20 protein-coding genes are annotated in these 18,325 nt (G+C 31.6%); 9 read left to right on the top strand and 11 right to left on the bottom strand.

All coding sequences use genetic code 11. The features are described 5' to 3' along the window. Window positions 1-22 precede the first annotated feature (22 nt). The 11 genes from OIU83_RS15575 to OIU83_RS15525 form a co-directional block, all read right to left on the bottom strand. A complete protein-coding gene (locus tag OIU83_RS15575; RefSeq protein WP_264207184.1) occupies window positions 23-553 on the bottom strand; it encodes a hypothetical protein in 531 nt (176 codons plus the stop codon). A 95-nt stretch (window positions 554-648) separates the two neighbouring features. Further along, complete coding sequence (locus tag OIU83_RS15570; RefSeq protein ID WP_264207183.1) at window positions 649-1,221, bottom strand: pentapeptide repeat-containing protein; 573 nt, start codon at window positions 1,219-1,221, stop codon at window positions 649-651. Window positions 1,222-1,262: 41 nt separating this feature from the next. Further along, window positions 1,263-1,463: a hypothetical protein gene (locus OIU83_RS15565; protein ID WP_264207182.1), complete on the bottom strand. Its 201-nt coding sequence runs from the start codon at window positions 1,461-1,463 to the stop codon at window positions 1,263-1,265. 70 nt (window positions 1,464-1,533) lie between these two features. Continuing rightward, on the bottom strand, window positions 1,534-2,454 hold the full coding sequence (locus OIU83_RS15560; RefSeq protein WP_264207181.1) for a helix-turn-helix domain-containing protein: 921 nt from the start codon (window positions 2,452-2,454) through the stop codon (window positions 1,534-1,536). A 62-nt stretch (window positions 2,455-2,516) separates the two neighbouring features. Continuing rightward, the gene (locus tag OIU83_RS15555; protein ID WP_264207180.1) at window positions 2,517-3,077 is read right to left on the bottom strand and encodes a hypothetical protein; all 561 of its coding nucleotides are present in this window, start codon (window positions 3,075-3,077) and stop codon (window positions 2,517-2,519) included. Window positions 3,078-3,113: 36 nt separating this feature from the next. Then, complete coding sequence (locus tag OIU83_RS15550) at window positions 3,114-3,650, bottom strand: GNAT family N-acetyltransferase (protein ID WP_264207179.1); 537 nt, start codon at window positions 3,648-3,650, stop codon at window positions 3,114-3,116. Between the two features lie 340 nt (window positions 3,651-3,990). Beyond that, window positions 3,991-6,150: a S9 family peptidase gene (locus tag OIU83_RS15545; protein WP_264207178.1), complete on the bottom strand. Its 2,160-nt coding sequence runs from the start codon at window positions 6,148-6,150 to the stop codon at window positions 3,991-3,993. 328 nt (window positions 6,151-6,478) lie between these two features. After that, entirely contained in the window at window positions 6,479-10,147 is a 3,669-nt protein-coding gene (locus tag OIU83_RS15540) for a PKD domain-containing protein (protein ID WP_264207177.1), read from the bottom strand. Window positions 10,148-10,606: 459 nt separating this feature from the next. Next, window positions 10,607-10,864: a hypothetical protein gene (locus OIU83_RS15535; protein ID WP_264207176.1), complete on the bottom strand. Its 258-nt coding sequence runs from the start codon at window positions 10,862-10,864 to the stop codon at window positions 10,607-10,609. 447 nt (window positions 10,865-11,311) lie between these two features. Then, entirely contained in the window at window positions 11,312-13,240 is a 1,929-nt protein-coding gene (locus OIU83_RS15530) for an ATP-binding protein (RefSeq protein WP_264207175.1), read from the bottom strand. Window positions 13,241-13,341: 101 nt separating this feature from the next. Beyond that, entirely contained in the window at window positions 13,342-13,746 is a 405-nt protein-coding gene (locus OIU83_RS15525; RefSeq protein ID WP_264207174.1) for a hypothetical protein, read from the bottom strand. A gap of 367 nt (window positions 13,747-14,113) precedes the next feature. Here OIU83_RS15525 and OIU83_RS15520 point away from each other — a divergent pair, with 367 nt between their 5' ends. From OIU83_RS15520 to OIU83_RS15480, 9 genes are all read left to right on the top strand, one after another. Beyond that, window positions 14,114-14,371, top strand: coding sequence for a hypothetical protein (locus tag OIU83_RS15520; RefSeq protein WP_035620755.1), 258 nt, complete (start codon window positions 14,114-14,116; stop codon window positions 14,369-14,371). Window positions 14,372-14,376: 5 nt separating this feature from the next. After that, entirely contained in the window at window positions 14,377-14,586 is a 210-nt protein-coding gene (locus OIU83_RS15515; protein WP_264207173.1) for a hypothetical protein, read from the top strand. An 86-nt stretch (window positions 14,587-14,672) separates the two neighbouring features. Beyond that, complete coding sequence (locus tag OIU83_RS15510; RefSeq protein WP_264207172.1) at window positions 14,673-16,427, top strand: hypothetical protein; 1,755 nt, start codon at window positions 14,673-14,675, stop codon at window positions 16,425-16,427. 17 nt (window positions 16,428-16,444) lie between these two features. Continuing rightward, window positions 16,445-16,669 carry a hypothetical protein gene (locus OIU83_RS15505; RefSeq protein WP_039112309.1) on the top strand — a complete coding sequence of 75 codons (225 nt, stop codon included), beginning with the start codon at window positions 16,445-16,447 and terminating at the stop codon, window positions 16,667-16,669. After that, a complete protein-coding gene (locus OIU83_RS15500) occupies window positions 16,666-17,010 on the top strand; it encodes a hypothetical protein (RefSeq protein ID WP_264207171.1) in 345 nt (114 codons plus the stop codon). Before OIU83_RS15505 ends, OIU83_RS15500 begins: the two co-directional genes overlap by 4 nt. A gap of 74 nt (window positions 17,011-17,084) precedes the next feature. Continuing rightward, complete coding sequence (locus OIU83_RS15495; RefSeq protein ID WP_264207170.1) at window positions 17,085-17,360, top strand: hypothetical protein; 276 nt, start codon at window positions 17,085-17,087, stop codon at window positions 17,358-17,360. Window positions 17,361-17,395: 35 nt separating this feature from the next. Next, window positions 17,396-17,704 carry a hypothetical protein gene (locus tag OIU83_RS15490; RefSeq protein WP_264207169.1) on the top strand — a complete coding sequence of 103 codons (309 nt, stop codon included), beginning with the start codon at window positions 17,396-17,398 and terminating at the stop codon, window positions 17,702-17,704. A gap of 2 nt (window positions 17,705-17,706) precedes the next feature. After that, window positions 17,707-17,949, top strand: coding sequence for a DUF3850 domain-containing protein (locus tag OIU83_RS15485; protein WP_264207168.1), 243 nt, complete (start codon window positions 17,707-17,709; stop codon window positions 17,947-17,949). Beyond that, window positions 17,946-18,200, top strand: a complete 255-nt coding sequence (locus OIU83_RS15480) for a hypothetical protein (RefSeq protein WP_264207167.1) — start codon at window positions 17,946-17,948, stop codon at window positions 18,198-18,200. Before OIU83_RS15485 ends, OIU83_RS15480 begins: the two co-directional genes overlap by 4 nt. The last annotated feature ends 125 nt before the right edge of the window (window positions 18,201-18,325 follow it).

Genomic DNA, 18,325 nt, shown 5'->3' with positions numbered 1-18,325 from the left:
ACTTTTATGGGATAAGGTGTTTTTACATTACCACTCGATTCTCCGTTATTGCAAGTTTGTATTCTTCGGAGTCGTGAAGTTTTTGAAGATTATCGATTAGATAATCTATTTGAGCAAGTCCTATTTCTTTATATTTTTTTATGTGTTCCTCGCTTAATTTTATTTCACGTTGCGCATCGGCAAAACCTCCCAGAAAACACCAAAGAAAGTAATCATTGTCTTTTTGTTCAAAAATATAATCCCAATCTTTCCAATAAATTAGTTTCCCTTTTAGTTTTTTGATTTCCAAATAAACAGGCTCAATTTTAAAATGCTCGTATTTGGTACATGCATATCTATGATATTTTACTTTTTCATTTTCAAGACATTTCTCAATTTCTTCAATCTGGGTTTGATTAAGGTTGTACTCATAAGTAAGCTGTTTTATGAGTTCATCGTCATCAATAAGAGCGGTATATCTAATAAATTTATCCAGTTTTTCAGCCCATTCCTTAACCGAAAGTTCTTCTCGGGTTATGAGATTTGTGCCTTGGGAATTAATTATAAATAACATTTTTTGTAATTGTTTTATTCTAAACAAAAATAAGGATTAAAGTCAAGAAATATATTAAACTCCAATGATTAACTAATACCTAGTTTTATTGATACCTACTCAATATCAAGATTAAATTTCTCTAATAATCCTGCAAGTTCCAAACGGGAGAACTTTGCATTTTTGACTTTGTTTTCTTCGGGGTCGAATGAATAGTTTTTTGCCGTACGAAAATCGACTTTCTCTAGAATACTTCGTACAAATGTTGCGTTCGAAAGATCACAGTTTTTAAATACAGCTTGAGTTAAATCGGCTTCGGAGAAATCTACATCTTTTAGAGAACAATCAAAGAAGTTTGTTTTCTTTAATTTTCTTTGTAAAAAAGTAGAGTAATCCAGGATACAACCCTGAAAATTCATAGAGAATAAAAAGGCATTACTATAACTAAAGTCTAATCCCATTAATTTGCAATCGGTGAATTTAATGTTTTTTAATCCTGTGTTTCGTAGCGTTGCCAAAGAGAAATTACAATTCTTAAAGTTGCAATCTATAAAATCATTATTGCCTAAATCGCTTTTTGAAAAGTTGCAGTTTATAAAATCACAATTTAAAAATTCGAGATCAGTTAATTTCTTTTCCGAGTAATCGATGTTTTCAAATGTCTTGCCTTGATGAAGTAATGTGTCCATAATAAATTGATGATGAAAGTTAATTGTTGCAAATGCGGTATTTATTCTAATTCGATACAATCGAAAACGTCGTTGTTTAGTATCATTTCGACTATATCGGTTTCACTATCAATTCTTAAAATATTGTCCCAATCTTCAAGGTCGAAATTCCACTTTGCGTCTGGTAATAATTCGTTAAGGATTGTTGTTGCCGATTCTAATTTCGATTCTGTATTTACCGAAGTTTTGAAAACGTAAATCATTATTTGCTTTTTTTAGTTTGCAAATGTCAATAATAAAGAGATAATTCTATTAGGATTCAATAAGCAAGAGTTAGGATTTATCAATCATTTTTCGATACTCAATAGGAGTGACGCCTTCGTGTTTTTTGAAGATACGGCTAAAGTACGATTGATCATAATGACCTACTTGTATTGCAATTTCATTAATCGTAAGATTGGTTTGGTACAATAAGTATTTGGCTTCTAGAAGAATTGTTTCGTCTATCCATTTTGTAGGCGATTTTCCTGTAACCGATTTTACCGATTTGTTTAAGTGATTTGGAGTGACGTTCAGAACCGAAGCATAATAACTCACCTGATGTTGGGTTTTTATATGCAAATATATTAGTTCTTTAAACTTTGTTGTAAGTGTAGTTGCTGCCGTGAGGGATTTATTGGTTTTTACAGCATTCTTGTTTATTTCAAAAAGTAACGCAATAAGGTAAGGCTGTATAATATCTAGATTAGTACCGCCGGTTTCGGTATATTCTATAAGCAGACGGTTTAATAAGTTCGAAATAAAACCAGCTTCTTGTTTTTGGAAAGTTACATTAGGATTTCCCCAAACCTTCAAAAAATCGAAATCATTTAGCATTTCCCGATTGCCATATTTCCCGATTAGAATATCCTGATGAAACTGACATATAATACCCGTTATCTTTTTACTCATAAAATCTATCGAGTAAATCTGTCCAGCAGGAACTAATACCATTTCATTAGCCTTGGTTGTATATTCTTCGAACCCAATTTTTAGTTTGTGGATTCCAGAAGTGATAAAAAGTAAGGTATAGCAAATGTGTTTGGATGGAGGTACAGGATATTTTAGTTGGTTTATGTCTTCAATTCTCAAACAAAAAAAATGCTCCGAATTTGATTTAAAAAAATGTTCTACTGTATTTTCAGATTCAAGGAATTTGTCCCGAAAATCTTTTGAACCATAGGTTTTTATATCTTCCTCTTTTTTCGCTTTCATTTTCCTGTTTGGTATTCGTAGTAAAATTTACTCAGCGAAAATAGGAATTAAAAAGAAGTTATTTACTTTTCAATTTCAAGACCAAAGCTTTTAGTCGGGAAGATTACCCAACGATCATTTACTTTCATTGCTTTATTTACTTTTAGTCGATATACTTTATTGTCATTCAACTCGATTATGATTTTTAAGTCGTAAGTAGCAGCATCAATCGTAACTTTGTTTCTTATTGTATTTACTTTTTTAGTTTCTACTAAAGTAGATTCTGTTTTTACAGATTTGATATTTTCCCAATTAAATAAAGCATGTGCCTCCGAAATAAACTGATTTATACGTTTGATATCTTCAGGTTTTCTTTGTTTTCCTTTTCGGATAATTAATTTTATTAAATCCTCATTAGATTTTAATCTCGAAGATTCTTCTGGGGTTATTGTACCATTTACAAAGCCATACGAAGCATTTTCTTTAGGAGATATAAACAAAGAATACAAATCGTCTGCATCTTTATCCTTGATGCTATTTGTAATTTCTATGGCAAATTCATCTATGGTTTTAGGCTCATTACAAGAAACTAATGTGATAAGACCGAAAAGGAGAATGAGTTTTGCGAATTTTATATTTTTCATTTTAAGGGATTTAATTTTTGAATGTATTTAGGTATTTTACTCAACGTCAGATTTAAGAAGTGAATATAAATTCAAGTCGATAAATTTGTCATAAAGTAATTCTCCTTGGCGAATAATGCCTTCCTTGGTAAAGTTAAGTTTTTCTGGGATTGTTTTGCTTTTAAAGTTTTCGGTTCCGCATTTTATTTCGATTCGGTTTAATTGTAAACCCGAAAAACCAAACCTGATAATTGCTTTACAAGACTTGGTTATAATGCCTTTTCCTTGTAGGTTTTCGGCAAACCAATATCCGATTTCTCCAATTTTATTCTGACCATCAATTTTATAAATGCCAATTCTTCCAACAACTTTTTCGTTATCAACAATAACAAAACCATATTCGTTTCCGTCTTTGTTTCGTTGCATGGTACCTTTTACAAAATTCTCTGCAAAGTCTACAGTTTGCATTCTGTCTACAAAAGGCAGCCATTCTCTTAAATGAGTTCTGTTTGCATCAACAAGATCAAAGATTGGTTGTGCGTGATTCTCATGAATTAACTCAAGTTTTAGGTTTTGGTCTATGTTTATGGTCATGATGGATCAAGTGTGGTGTTTTTTTCTTCAGCGAATATATAAATATTTATCAAGAATTTCCCCTGTGCTATCATTCCAAAGAATGAGTAATCTCTACCAGAAACTAACATAAAGTTTTTTATTATTGTCGAGTTACTAGCGTGATTCTTCGACTCCGTTCAGAAAGGCAGTATTATTGTTTTATTGTGGATAAGTTTTGTCTCAGGATCTTAGTTGCTTAGAGCCTTTGCGTCTTAGAACCTCTGAGCCTTTCAACTTTTTTTTCATAAAAAAAACTCAGCCTTACTATTCCTAAAGAACAACAAAGCTGAGAAAGGTGACAAGTTAAAATGTCTTTATATTATTTTGCTCCCGGAGGAGAATTTTCTCTTATGAATTTCATGAAAGTATCTGCAAGATGTTTGCTTGTTCCTTCGCCTTCATATATGCCATGCGAACGATTTGGATAAATCATCAAGTCAAACATTTTATCATATTTAACTAGTTCATTAATTAAAACTTCTGCATTTTTATAATGTACATTATCATCGCCAGTTCCATGAATGTATAATAAATTTCCTTTTAGGTTTTTGGCGTGAGTTACAGGAGACGCTTGATTATAAGCTGCTTCGTTTTCGCTTGGCAATCCCATGTATCTTTCGGTATAAATGTTATCATAAAAATGCTGATCGGTAACTGCTGCAACTGCTATACCTGTTTTATAAATCTCAGGATATTGAAACATTAAATTCAAGGTTACCGCTCCACCACCGCTCCATCCATGAATAGCAACTCTGTCGTTATCGATAAATTTCCATTTTAGAACTTCTTTGGCAGCCATGGCTTGATCGCGAGTATTTATGATTCCGATGTTTTTATAAATCGATTTTCTCCATTTTGTACCTTTCAGTACAGGAGTTCCTCGGTTATCCATTGCAATTCCTATATATCCTTCTGGAATTAAATAGGCAATATATGGGTAAAAATCCGGTTCATCATTTGCTACAGAAGCCATTGGTTCTCCGTAAACATAAAAGAATACAGGATATTTTTTATTAGGATCAAAGTTTAACGGTTTAGCCATTATTCCGTCCATTTCGATACCATCTACCGTAGTAACTTTAAATTTCTCTAAAGAATAATTACGTTCTGGAGCCGAAAACGAATCAGCTGCTTGTGGAAATATTTTTTTATGACTTGGTAAAGCGACTAAGCGTGTATTGAAATCACGATTAATGCTTGAATTGGTATGTTTTGCATATTTACCATCTGTAGAAAAACGATATCTATTTGTTCCTTCAAATTCTTTTGGAGTAATGCGTTTTGTTTTCTTGGTATTTAAATTAGTTTCGTACAAATAACGCTGCGTAGCATCTGTAGGGCTTGCAATATAATAGATAGATTGTGTTTCCTGATTGTAAGCTTTGTAATAAGCATCGAAATTTTCGGTAGTAATTAATTCCTTCTTTTTACCATCGGCACTAATTTTATAAACATGCATCCAACCATCGGCATCCGAACTCCATAAAAAAGCTTTTCCATTATCTACAAACTGACAAGGAAAAACATCATATTCTCCCGCGGAAGTATCAAAAACATCAATCCATGAATCTGATTTCTCTTGATAGATTAAATTGGCTTCGCCCGACTTAGGGTCACATTTATAAATGGAAGCTTGGTTTTGAAGTCTGTTTAATTGTACAACCATCAGACTTTGACTGTTGATCCATTCCATTCGAGCCAAATAGTTATTATCGGGTTCGCCAGGTATATTTAACCAATTTGTTTTTAAAGAAGCGATGTCAATTACCCCAATTTTTACAGATGATGGTTTTTCGCCTGCTTTAGGATATTCTACCGGAACTGTAAAAGGATATAATGCATCGGTATTGTTTATCATTAAATGGAATTTTGTTTTGGATGCATCTACGCGCCAAAACGAAATACTTTTTCCATCAGGACTCCATCTAAAACCATCACGAGCTGCAAGTTCTTCTTCATAAACCCAGTCAAAAGTTCCGTTTATAATTTTATCTGTTCCATCGGTTGTTAAAGGAGTTATTTTTTCTGTAGTAAGACTTTCCAGATAAATGTTATGTTGTGAAACATAGGCTACGTTCTCATTATCATTAGAAAATTTAGCAAACATTAATGATGACTTTTCTAAACTAGCGCCAAGTTGTTTTCCTTTTCCAGTTGCAAGATCAAAAAACCAGTAATCTCCTTTGGTATTTGCTCTCCAAACTTTTTTGGAATTGGTGTAAACTAATACTTTTGTTTTATTTTCATTCCAAACCAATTGTTCTATTTCTCCGTTAAAACCTGCTTTTTGTAGTTGCTCTTGGGTTAAAATAGTAGTATTTTGGTTTAGTTTGTCAACATCGTAAACGACTACATTACCTTGTGAGTTTACCCAGAAAGAATGTGAGTTTGGTAACCAATTTAACTGATTAATATCAATGCTTTCTTGAGCAAAAACACTCGAACAGATTAATAATAATAGTAAAAAATGTTTTTTCATTATACTTATGTAATTTTAGATTAATAATAATGCTTTAGTTATAGCGCTATAAAATTAATGATTAATGCGAACCAAGTGTTGGATTTGTAATTTTTAGTTTTAATCCAACAGCTTTTTTAAATCTGCCAAGTTGAGGTTTATAAAAAGTTGAGGTTTATGCTAATTATTGGTTTGTATAAATTTAAAAACGCAAAACATATATTTTACTTTTTTAAAGCATTTAAGTGATTTAAGTTCTTATTAGTTTCTTCTTGATACTCTTAAATGGACTTATATTCCTTACAGGGTTAATTTAATATAGTTTTTGTAATTTTATTTAAACCTTGATTTACATTTTTATTAATTTACTTACTGCTATTTTTCCGCTTGACGATTTAATTTTTAAAATGTAGACACCATTTACTTTTCCGGATAAATCGATCATCACTTCATTTGATTTCATTTCTGATTTAGTTTTGTTTACTATTAATTGTCCTGAAACGGAATAAACAGAAGCTTCATATTTTTCTTGGTCTAAAGAAGGTATGTGTATTGAGAATAAATCTTTCGATGGATTTGGGGACACAGTAATTCCATCGATTTTATTTTCTTTGGTACTTAATATTGGACTATTGTTAATTTTAAAATTGTCAAACCAAACCCTGGTACCATATCCGGAAGTATTTCGGATTTTAAGTAAAACACTAGATTGATTTTTTACAACATTAAGGTCAACGGTTTCACTTCTCCAATCGGAATCTTGTGTCGGTTTCCAGTCATTTGTTTCATTAGCTTGTTTGGTAGCAGGATCATCCTGAATAGGAGGGGATACAGTTTGTAATTGCAATTGATTCTTGGAATATACATTTGTCCATGTTATACCACAATCTGATGAAACCAAAATGTCGATTTGATCTGGTGAAGGTGTAGCGTCATAAGCGCTTAAGTATTGTGTGTATCCAAGATCAAAATGAAAATGAGGTTTGTCTGCAGTAGTGAAATCCATTGATTGTAAAATTAATTCATCAACTAAACCCGTTGGTGCATCAGCATTGTTTATTACCAAACATGATAGATCTCCTTTTCCCACATCGGTGCGTTGTTCCCATGTAATAGGATCTCCATCTAGATTTATAATTTGCCAATTTTGTCTTGGAAAACCAGAACTAAAATCTTCAGTAACAGGTAATGTACTTTTTGCTTTAATTGCTACCGAATTTGTTTTTAGCATAGTAGATCCTTGTCCAAAAGCATTGGTTGTAACCAAAGTAACATTGTAATTCCCAGGTGTATTATATATTATTGATGGATCCTTGCTTGTAGAAGTTGATGGCGTTCCACCTGGGAAAGTCCACGACCACGAGGTAGGTTCTCCAAAAGAAGTATCGGAGAATTGAACAGGCAAATCACTACAAATCATTGTGCTTGTTACTTTAAAATCGGAATACGGTTTCTCTTTACTGTCAAAGTTGATTTTTATATTATCAATCCAGACTCTTGCACCATAACCTGATGTATTTACAAATTTGATTAGTACATTCGGATTTCCTTTAAAGTTAGTTAATGAAACTCTCTCGTTCCTCCAATCAGAATCGGATGTTGGTATCCAATTATTAGCATCTGTGCTTGTAGCAGTTTCTAATACAGTGTGTGTTTTTGAATATAGATTTGTCCAAGTAGCTCCACAATCTCTGGAAATTAAAACATCCAAAACATCTGGACTGTTTGCATCGAATTTTGCATAAGCAACATCAAAAGAAAAATCGGTTGCCCCAAGAGATAAATTTAACGGTTGTAGCATAATTTCATCTACGTCTCCTGCAGCATTATCAGCATTATTTATAATCATACAAGATGATGAGTTTCTGCCGGTAGCAGTGCTTTTCTCCCATGTTAGATTATTTTTTAAATTAGTGATTTCCCAACCTACTGGAGGAAAAACTCCTTCAAAATCTTCGGTAAATGAGGTTTCGACTGGGGTAGCTATAGAAATGAAATTTGTTTTGGTTATCGTAGTACCTGCGCCCGATGCATTTGTTGTAGTTAAAGAAACGCTATATGAACCGCTTGTGTTGTAAGTCACAATCGGATTTTGAGCTGTTGAGGTTAACGGATTTCCCCCTGGAAAAGACCATGCCCAAGTTGTTGGGTTTCCTGTTGAGGTATCTTTAAATGGTACAGTTAAACTTGCACAATTTGTTTTGGTGACAGCCGCAGAAAAATCAGTTGTAGGAGTTAGACTTTGCGTAATGGCTACATTTACATTGTCTATCCAAATACGAGTTCCGTAACCTGATTTGTTTTTAAAACGAATTGTAACATTTGGATTTCCTATATAAGAAGCAAGATTAATAATTTCTTTTCTCCAATTTTCAGCGTTTTTTGGAATCCAATTATTAGAAAGTTCAGTAGGAACAACTGTAGTTTCCAGATCTGTATGTGTTTTGGAATATACCGATGTCCAATTGGTTCCGCAATCAGTAGAAACTTCTACGTCAAGAACATCAGGACTTTTATCATCAAATTTAGTATAGGCAACATCAAAATAGAGTTGACTATTTATACCATTGCTAAGATTATAGTATGGTAATTGTATATAATCCAGTTCTCCCAGAACAGCATTGTCACTATTATTCATGACCATACAAGCTGAATCTCCATTTCCTGCATCTTTTCTTTTCTCCCAAGTCAAACCAGCATCCGGATTTGTAATTGCCCATCCATCTGGAGGGAAAACTCCCGAAAAATTCTCTACCATATTTAAAGTAGATTTTTGATCAACTTTTATGTAATTAGTAATGGTTTTGGTATCATTTCCTAATGCATTTGTAGCTGTTAATGTAACAGTATAAATTCCAGACGTTGCATAAGTAACTGTTGGATTTGCTATTGTAGATGTAGCTGGTGTACCTCCGGCAAAAGTCCAAGTTCTGGAAGTAGGTAATCCAAGAGAAACATCTTTAAAGGTTACACTTTTATTGTTACATATTGCGGTTGTACTAGCTGAAAAACTTGCTATCGGAGCCGTACTAATAATACCAACAGAAGCCAAATTATTATTTTGCCATAAAAAACCTCTGGGATATTTGGCTACAGCCATATCATCTAACCAATAATTCATAGCATTGGTTTGATCTTTGGTAAACATAGCTTGACAATCTACATTATAATCCATTAAATTTTCGTAATTGGCAATAACTCCACAACTATTAACAGCCGATAAATTACAGCCAAATCCCTGTGTTGTTGGAGGAGTATCTGTCATACCATCGTTAATGGGATCACAGCCGTTTTGAAAAGTATGCTGCAAACCAAAATAATGACCAAACTCGTGAGACATCTCTTTGGCAAATTGAAAACTAGCGTCAGATCCGCCTGTAGTTCCTATATATCTATGGTTATAGGTAACGTGGGGAACAACATCCTGAACAGGTAAGAAAGCATGGCCAGAACCATAAACACCATCGGAAGGATTAGGCTCATCGACAACAACGATATCCAGATAATATTTACCCTTTTTTCCGTAATAGATATAATTGTATATCCAGGAATCGTATCCATCGACAATATGTGCATCCGGATGCCAATCCATTCCGGGAGTTTCAAGTAAATTTCCGTCCGGATCTACTGTGGCTAAAACAAATTGAATGTTCATTTTGCTTTTTACAGCTTCAAAACGTGAATCTGTTGTATTGTAGCCGGGATATAGTCCGTTAAAATCTTTGTTGCAAACATCTATTGCATCATTAATTCTGCTTTGCATTTGGACTTTGGTAAATGTCTTTCCAATATTAGATCCATCATTTAAGATATGGAATACTACGGGGATGATATAAGGAGCGGCTTCTTTTTTCTTGGTTAGCCCTGCCTTTCGGGCAGTTTCAATCTTAACTAACGATAGTTTAAAAAAATCCTGCTCTTTTTGCGACAATTTAGTTCCGCAACCCATTATGGTCTGTGCAAAAGAGTTTAAAGCAAATAGTAATAAAAACACAAATACTAAGTAATTTTTTTTCATAAAAATTTGGATTAATTTGTAGTCAGCTTAGATTCGGTAGTATCGATTTCTTATTTTAAAATTCAGAAATTGATTTTATATTGTGGTCTTTATCTTGGGCCAAATAATTTTTTTGATAAAAGTACAGTAGTGACTTGTGGGGTATTTATATTATATTAACATTAAATAATGGTATGTTATCTGGTTTGCTATTAAAAAAGTTGCATAGTATTGAATGTGTTTTTTGTTTTCCAAAACTGGAAAATGTAACGAGATATTGAGATTTCGGATGAGGTTAGGCTAAGTTTGATAGAGTTTTATTTCCCGAAGAACTTATTTAGAAGTTCTTCGGGAAATAAAAACCCCTTAAACAAAAAATGTCTAAGAGGATTGTTCTTATAGTGAGATCGAGATTTAACTTGGGGTTTTTAGTAGAAATAAAATGGATATTCTTTTGCTAAACGGTAATTGTTAAGGTGTTTATTTTTCCTGTTCTAAATTGTCTACGGCAGAAATCTGATCAAGTATATTAGTCTGGTTGGGTGCAATGTAGTTTTTGGATTCACTAGTGTTCTCTTTCTTAAAAAGAAGATCTAATGCATTGTACAGTCTTAATAAAACCTCTTTGTCTCCTTTTTCAATTTCTAAAGCAGTATTAAAATTAAAAACATAATTATTTGAATTACGTACTTCTACTTTTATTGTTTTTGATGTGATTTTGAATTTAACTATATCCATGTTGTTTGTAAATTACTTAGTTTGCAAAATGCTATTTTATTGGGTTTTTGCAGTCATGCAAAAGATATCGGTGTTTTAACTTCGTATTCTACACATGAAGTTTTGAGAAACACTACATAGTTCCAAGGATTTCCGATGAGATTGAAGTAGCATCTTTAACGGTTAAAATATTTGGTTAGGGTTCATTTCATCACTATTATTCATGATTTTTCATCATTCCTAAGGATTAGTTTGGTGTTTTTTAGATATAATCTCAATAAAAAACCCTTAAACAATTGTTGTTTAAGGGTTTATTCTTGTAGCGAGACCGAGATTTGAACTCGGGACCTCAGGGTTATGAATCTGAAACAGATTTTTTAACCCCTTTGTTTGCTACTAGTGACAAAGCCCTAGTGTTATGAAAAAATATAAATCGTATGCGATTTTGTATTCTAAATTTTTGTGAATTTATTTATCATTAAGTATAAAATCTCTAATTTCGTTAATCCAGTTTGGAATTGCATAAGTGTTAGAATTGATTTCTTCAACGTAACTATTTGCAAAGTCATATTTGATATTGTCTAGATTAAAAAAAGATAATAAAATATTGTATGAGCTTGGTGCTAAGTCCATTGCGAAATATGATGGAATTTCCTTCTTTTCTTCTTCCAAATTTATAAAATCAAGTAATTGAGGATAAACCTCTTTGTATTTTTTTAGAGTATTATGAAAAGCTTTTCCATTTAAAGAATCTTCGATTTCTGTTGGTGGAGATTTTGGATTTGATTTTATACTTACAAGTTTAGTAACTCCTTCTGTATTTATAAGTCTTTTAACTAAAACATTTTTAGAACTGGTTGATTCAAATTCGACAAGTTCGGCATCAGTATCACATATAAAAACAATCTTACCATTTAGGTCTTTTTTAAATTCTTCAATGGAAACATTTAGATGTTCGTAGATTCTCTTTATTTCGTTTATTCCACCAACTGGGATAATTCGTAATCGATTAGTTTTTTTTAGTTCTTCAAAGTAATAATCGAAGTATATTTTTTCTGAGCTTCCTTCACATATTATCCAATTAAATGGTTCATCATCTAAAATAGAAGAAACTATTGATTGGATAAAATCATTTAGACTTTTTAGTCTTAAGTCATAAGGAAGTATTCCTTTAGATTCCCTATTCTTTTGCTTTATCGCTTCTCTGTAATTGGAAAGACTAATTAAGTCAAACCTATGATCTCCATCTTTTTTTGTAATTGCGGTAACACTACATTTTTCTATTATTGGTAAAAAACCATACCAATGGGTCGAGAATAAAAATTGATGTGTTGAGTCTGCAATTTCATACATCTTCATAAAATGGTCAAAACATGCTGAAATATGAAGTGAGCTTTCAGGTTCGTCGACTGCAATTATCAAATTATCACTGTTCTCTCTGTGATTTCTAATTAAATTATGAGTTACTTCAATAATAGCTTTTTGCTTTTCACCACTGCTTAAATCACTTATTTCTAGCCAGTTTTCACCTTGCTTTTTGTGTAGTTTTCGGATGTTAAAAAAAGCTTCTATAATTAGATTATAAATATCTGTTTTTTTAAGATTCTGCTGGCGGTCAGTAGGTGTTCGAAATGAATAATCTTCCAGTTCTACAGAGAGAGCGGTTAAAAAATCGTTTAGACTCTTATTTATTTCGGTTATCTGTTTATTTGGAACTCGTTGCTCTAATACTTGAAGAAGTGTTTCTCCCATTAAAGCTTGAATTTCTTTAGTTTCAAGTTTAGTGAATGTTGTAGGGTCAATATCTTTTGGGATATAGATATATTGATAAAGAGCTTTAATTTCTATCAATAATGGTTTTAATGCATTCAATTCATTTGCTTCTAAAGATGTTCTTTCTTCTTCTAGTTCAGGTTTAACACTTCGAGCAACAGTATTAGTGTTAAAAAAACCAAGGTTTATATTAGAAGTATAGTCAATACCTAATGGCATTAATAAATATTCATTGGAATCATAATTTTTTGCTAATGCTGACCTTTGGTGGTTGAAGTCTTTAAAGTGAGGTCTGTTAATGTTAGCAATTTCTGTTTCGTTTAAATTCCAAATAGAGTCACTTAATGCCTCAGCAATTTGTATGTTTTCGGGAGATATTTTACTTTTTTTTATAAAGAAAATTGGGATTATTGAAGGGTTGGTTACTGTTAATCCACTTTTTTTAGTAGAAATATTAAGATTCCAACTTTTATCGTTAAAAAAGCAATCAATTGCTTCTAGTATAGTACTTTTTCCGATTCCATTATTTCCAACTAAACCACAAAATTTATCATTTGAAGTTATTGGAATGTAATTTATTCCTTGATAAGTTTTTATATACTTAAGTACTATCCCTATTATCATATAATGTATTAATCGTTAACTCGTTTGGTGATTTGTTATCTTGGTATTTTATGTGGTATTTTGAGAGTTTGCTGTTGTTTCAAACAATCCGCATAGTTGTTCTATGCGGTCTGACTTCTATCTGGCGAAGTTCCTCTTAGTTCTGCAATTTCACTTTTATATATTTCACATCTGTCTTTATAAAGATTTAGGTTCTCTTTTAATAAGTCATTCTGTTCTTCTAATAAACGGATTTTATCTGAAATAGCTGTTGTTCCTTCTACTGGAATATCTTCTTTTAAGACTCTTTCGTCTAAAGTAAAATAACTTTCGTATTCACTTCCTTTAATAAAGTAATAAGGGCTTTTCTTTACAGCTTCGCACAATTCTATTAAAAAACTAATAGTAACATCCTTTGTTTTGAATCTACTATTCAAACTTTGAGGAGTTATTTTTAATTTTTTAGATAATTCAACAAATTGAACATCAAGAAGTTGTAGTTTTTCTTTTAAAAAATCACCGTTCATTATAAAGATATTTGTTTACGATAAAGAAATTTGTTTATATTTGCTATGGTAAAACATAACAGATGTGTTACTGATGTTCGAAATACACATAACTGCAAATATAGTAAAAAGCACATTGCAAAAGATTTTAATCTTTTGTTGGAATCTAAATAAATAAAAGTAATGCAAAACGAGTGCCAAGTTTTACGGAAATCCATAAGGACAGCAAAAGAAAATAGACGTTATCGATTGCATCAAAAGATTGGTAAGGTGGGAGTTAAGTATATGCTTATTTGAAAACTATTTATGTGCCTTTCGATGATGATTTACAAAATAAGGATATACTGGAATTGCAAAAGAAATTTAATTATCAAATACAACTAGAGATATGATTTCTAAAAAAGAAAAAAGGCTATTGATTGAAATATTAGGATGTCAATACACACCAAAAGTGATGCCTTATTTACAAAAATTAGGAATCAAAAATGAAAAAGGGAAAAGCTTTTCAGTAGATAGTATCCGCATGATTGCAAACGGTTTTCGTGAAAATGAAAAGGTAGAATTAGCAATAATGCAATTGGTAAATAAAACTATTAAAGCTAAAAAAGCAATGGCACTTAAACGTAAAAAATTATCTAAAAAATAATTCTAATGAACCCAAAAGTATTATCAATATTCAACAATGCTAAAATCTTTCTTTCCTCTGAGGAACTGAAAGAATTAGCCTTGTGCATTGATAAAGAGTTTGGAAAGCCATTGCCGAGAAAAGCTAAAAAATCTAATGCATTAGATAACTGGACACTAGAAAGTGTTACCGAAAAGTTACTTGCTACACAATTCAAGAAAAAAAGTAAAGCATAAAAATACCTCCAGCAAATGCTGAAAATTCCTAGACGCATTCGGGCGTATTGCGTCCGATGCCGAAAGGTTATTAGAAAGAAGTACTTATGAGCAAACAAAATTTAGACAGTAGAGTATTTTCTTTAGCATCCAATCTTTTTGGATATGGTAACACTGCTGAAAAAACTATAATTCAGGAAACCATTGCAACAACCGTTGCAACAGCTTTGCAAACAGAAAATCGTATTATGGCTGTTTATCCTGCAATTAGCATGGAAGCATTTAGTATTACTATGGGTAATTATAGAAAGTACATTGCGGTATATAATTTCAAAACTACTGCTGAAAACGAATTAACAGAAAAACATAATACGGAAGTTCGAAAATTCTTATCGGAAAATCTCTTGAGCGATGTACAAAGAGAATTTGCAAAGGTTTTTTTGCATAAAAGTAAATTGCTTAAACCTAGAGCATATAATGAACAGGCTGATGCTTTTATCAAAGACCACGGTTTGATTATTGAGAAAAAGAAAATTCAAACTGTAAAATATGCTACAGAGTTAGTATTTCAAAATTTGTTACACTTATATAATTCACAATTAATGAAGCGTAACGAGCAGTATATGAAGTTACGTGTTACAGCAATTAGACCTATCGAAGAATTTAAAATCAACTCATTTTTAGTAACCGCATTACAGCGTAACGGAGTCACAAGTTTAGACCTCTGTAAAAAGACCGTGCGTAACCATAGACAGCGTTTAGAAGAATGTGGGGTATTTGTTGATTATCATTTTTCGGGGCAAAATAGACCCGTTGAAGTGCATATAAATAACGAAATTTTGACAGTTTTAGACCTCAAAACCTCAAAATTAACAACTACTGAAAATCAATGTGTTAGCCTAGTAAACGAGAAAGTTTTACCTGATAACAATGAGAATACTAGAACAGATTTAAATGAATCTCAAATGAAAGAGAATGTTAAGAACATTTCTCAATCTGATAAGGAGTTCCCTTCGGTCACGCCTTCTTATTTGTTTTTTACAAGAACACCAGCCAGCAAACTACAAAATCCAACTGTGGGGGCGGGGGCGGAGCGTGTTAAAGTTTTGAATACTTTATCCGAAAAGCTTCAAAACCTGATAATTCACCCACAAGAATTAGCAGTTAATCTTGCTAATCAGGAATATAATAACTACAAGCCGATTGATATACGTTACCTGTTTAAAGAAGCTTATTCTGGAACAATGCTCAAAGAAGATTTTAGAGAACTGGTAATACAAGACTTTTTCAAGGGGATTGCAAAGATTTATAAAAACACAACTCCTTTCATTGGTTCATGGAAAAAAGCAATTTCGTTGTATATGCAAAATAAATGGATAGCATTTACGGGGGAATCTTTTAATAAAGCAGGAATTGTCGAAGATATTAAACAAATGCGTTGGCGTGCTGAATGGGCTAGAAAATGGTTTGCTAAAAACGAGTTTCCGCCTTTGTTTCCATTCGATTATTTTGATATGACCCGAAAAACTTCAAAAGAAGTAGGGTTTGAATATACCAAAGCCAAATGGGGAGAACATCTACAAAACAAATCAAAATATGAGGCTTTAAAGAAGAAACAGGAAGCCAATGCAGTAAGACGAAAAACAACAATGAACCACGCTAAGAAATGTGAAAATGAAGTAAATCGTTTTTTCAAAAATAAAATTACAATGCCACAATTATTTGATTATGTAGAAAAGAACTTACCGAAAGAATACTTAGAAAAATTACCCCAAATGATTGAAAAGAAGTCATTAAAAATAAATGAAAAAATAATCAATATCAATAATGATTTTGCACAATATGATTTTAGTGAATTTTAACTTAACCAATTATAGCTATGCCAGTATTTGCCCCAGAACAATCAAAAATTAAAATGGTAATCCTTACTAAAACAAAAGAAAAGAATGCAGTGTGGTGGTCGCCAATAAACCAAAACAAGCGCAATACCCAATCAATAGTAACTAGTATGCTAAGAAGATTTGAAAAGCACACATTAGCAAAGATTACAAATGTAATTCAGTTTTATGAAAATGGGAATTTAATAGCGAGTAAGAAATTATGAAATCGATTACTCTCAAAAAAATAGAAGTAGAAAATTTTCAAATTCTACAAAGTGTAGTTGCTCAATGTAGAATTAAAAATTTAAGAGTGATGCAAACTATTAAATATAGTGATGTGTATTTTAATAATATGTTGACAGTTGATGTTTCTACTAATTTATTTTTCCGATTTAGGATGAAAATTGAAAATCAACATAAACCTATTTTTAATTTGAAACTAAAAATATATGAAGCTATTATTTTACTCCAGTGCTGCAATGATTATGAAGCCCGAAACGAATATGAAAAATTTATTGTTAGGAAGCATTATAATGAAATTTATGAGCAGCTAATAAATTTATAAAAAGTAGACTTTTAAGCAAACCAGGAAAAACTGCAGCTGCGGATCTATTTGAAAAAAATCTACAATTCAACAACATGATAAAGAAAAGTACTTACATAAGAAGTTTTACAGCAACTCAACACAAGCAACTAGAAAAAGTTGCAAAGGAGCAAAATATAAAAACAGTTCCCGAAATTCTGTTTTTCTCGCTTAATAGTTATTTAGAGCAAAAACAAGAAATAGAAAGATTAAAACGAATTATTCAGTTTAAAAAAGATAAGATTGACGAACTGGATTTAAGGATTGACTTTTTTAAATCAGCATCTAAAAAAATACATGAATTAAGTAATTACTTGAAAACAAAAAAATAAAAGCAGCTAAGTAACTAACCTCAAATTTTCATTTTATGAACCTTAAAACCCTTACTTATATTAGAAACAAAGCGCAATTACAAGAGCTTTTTATAAGCCAATTTACAGCCGATTACATCCGAAATGAAATAAACGAAATAATCTCAGAAACGAGAAAATGTATAAATGTTGGGACACGATTATTCGCCAAAAACATATCAACTTTTGAAGCTATTATTTTCATCGATAGAAACGGAGTGCCTGACGGATTTATTCTTTCGGAAGAATTAAAAATAAAATTGCAGGAATACAGAGAATCCTTTGCAAAGAAAATAGCTTTAGAAAAACAACTGATAAATCAATAGTTATGGTACATGATTTAAAAATTAATTATGAGTTTGCACAACTTCATTTTATTGGCAAAAAAAATTGGGAACTAAGAAAAAATGACAGAGATTTTAAAGTTGGAGACACTATCCGATTTACGGTAGCTGAATGGGAAAACTCTTCAAACTGGAAATATGAGAGAACAATAACAAATGTTTTTAAGGACACTAGTTTAGGATTACAAGAAGGATATGTGATATTATCAATAGAAAAAGAATTATGAAGCCAACAGCAAAGAAATCCGACAACCCGACAAACGCTTTAATTAATCGTAACTTTATTATACGTGTATTAGAGAATCCGAAAGAAAACCTACTCAAAAACACAAAATTAACCTCTGCAAACAAGCTTTCGAACTACATTAATGACGATGAAATGAAAATAAAGCTTTTTAACAAGATATTAGACGGTGGCAAAGACAAATACACATTCATGATAAGAAATCGTCTTAAAATCGATTTTCAGTCAAAATAACTTTTTAGGTAATAAATACTAACAAAAAAGCATTCTTGGAGTAATCCAAGAATGCTTTTTTGTTGTAGTCTATTTTTTATAAAATCACTAAAAGTTGGTATTGTTTAAATGTAACACAACCTTTA

The organism is Flavobacterium shii (assembly GCF_025847235.1).
In the GTDB taxonomy this organism is placed as follows: Bacteria; Bacteroidota; Bacteroidia; order Flavobacteriales; family Flavobacteriaceae; genus Flavobacterium; species Flavobacterium shii.
The sequence above is the reverse complement of the archived record's forward strand: the minus strand, read 5'-3'. Positions and strand labels throughout refer to the sequence as shown.

What these genes read in the sequence shown, in the direction of transcription:
- OIU83_RS15525 (WP_264207174.1), bottom strand. Translation starts at nt 13,746, where the DNA reads ATGAACGGTGATTTTTTAAAAGAAAAACTACAACTTCTTGATGTTCAA.
- OIU83_RS15535 (WP_264207176.1), bottom strand. Translation starts at nt 10,864, where the DNA reads ATGGATATAGTTAAATTCAAAATCACATCAAAAACAATAAAAGTAGAA.
- OIU83_RS15555 (WP_264207180.1), bottom strand. Translation starts at nt 3,077, where the DNA reads ATGAAAAATATAAAATTCGCAAAACTCATTCTCCTTTTCGGTCTTATC.
- OIU83_RS15550 (WP_264207179.1), bottom strand. Translation starts at nt 3,650, where the DNA reads ATGACCATAAACATAGACCAAAACCTAAAACTTGAGTTAATTCATGAG.
- OIU83_RS15565 (WP_264207182.1), bottom strand. Translation starts at nt 1,463, where the DNA reads ATGATTTACGTTTTCAAAACTTCGGTAAATACAGAATCGAAATTAGAA.
- OIU83_RS15505 (WP_039112309.1), top strand. Translation starts at nt 16,445, where the DNA reads ATGCCAGTATTTGCCCCAGAACAATCAAAAATTAAAATGGTAATCCTT.
- OIU83_RS15520 (WP_035620755.1), top strand. Translation starts at nt 14,114, where the DNA reads ATGATTTCTAAAAAAGAAAAAAGGCTATTGATTGAAATATTAGGATGT.
- OIU83_RS15570 (WP_264207183.1), bottom strand. Translation starts at nt 1,221, where the DNA reads ATGGACACATTACTTCATCAAGGCAAGACATTTGAAAACATCGATTAC.
- OIU83_RS15530 (WP_264207175.1), bottom strand. Translation starts at nt 13,240, where the DNA reads ATGATAATAGGGATAGTACTTAAGTATATAAAAACTTATCAAGGAATA.
- OIU83_RS15485 (WP_264207168.1), top strand. Translation starts at nt 17,707, where the DNA reads ATGGTACATGATTTAAAAATTAATTATGAGTTTGCACAACTTCATTTT.
- OIU83_RS15495 (WP_264207170.1), top strand. Translation starts at nt 17,085, where the DNA reads ATGATAAAGAAAAGTACTTACATAAGAAGTTTTACAGCAACTCAACAC.
- OIU83_RS15560 (WP_264207181.1), bottom strand. Translation starts at nt 2,454, where the DNA reads ATGAAAGCGAAAAAAGAGGAAGATATAAAAACCTATGGTTCAAAAGAT.
- OIU83_RS15490 (WP_264207169.1), top strand. Translation starts at nt 17,396, where the DNA reads ATGAACCTTAAAACCCTTACTTATATTAGAAACAAAGCGCAATTACAA.
- OIU83_RS15545 (WP_264207178.1), bottom strand. Translation starts at nt 6,150, where the DNA reads ATGAAAAAACATTTTTTACTATTATTATTAATCTGTTCGAGTGTTTTT.
- OIU83_RS15480 (WP_264207167.1), top strand. Translation starts at nt 17,946, where the DNA reads ATGAAGCCAACAGCAAAGAAATCCGACAACCCGACAAACGCTTTAATT.
- OIU83_RS15500 (WP_264207171.1), top strand. Translation starts at nt 16,666, where the DNA reads ATGAAATCGATTACTCTCAAAAAAATAGAAGTAGAAAATTTTCAAATT.
- OIU83_RS15510 (WP_264207172.1), top strand. Translation starts at nt 14,673, where the DNA reads ATGAGCAAACAAAATTTAGACAGTAGAGTATTTTCTTTAGCATCCAAT.
- OIU83_RS15515 (WP_264207173.1), top strand. Translation starts at nt 14,377, where the DNA reads ATGAACCCAAAAGTATTATCAATATTCAACAATGCTAAAATCTTTCTT.
- OIU83_RS15540 (WP_264207177.1), bottom strand. Translation starts at nt 10,147, where the DNA reads ATGAAAAAAAATTACTTAGTATTTGTGTTTTTATTACTATTTGCTTTA.
- OIU83_RS15575 (WP_264207184.1), bottom strand. Translation starts at nt 553, where the DNA reads ATGTTATTTATAATTAATTCCCAAGGCACAAATCTCATAACCCGAGAA.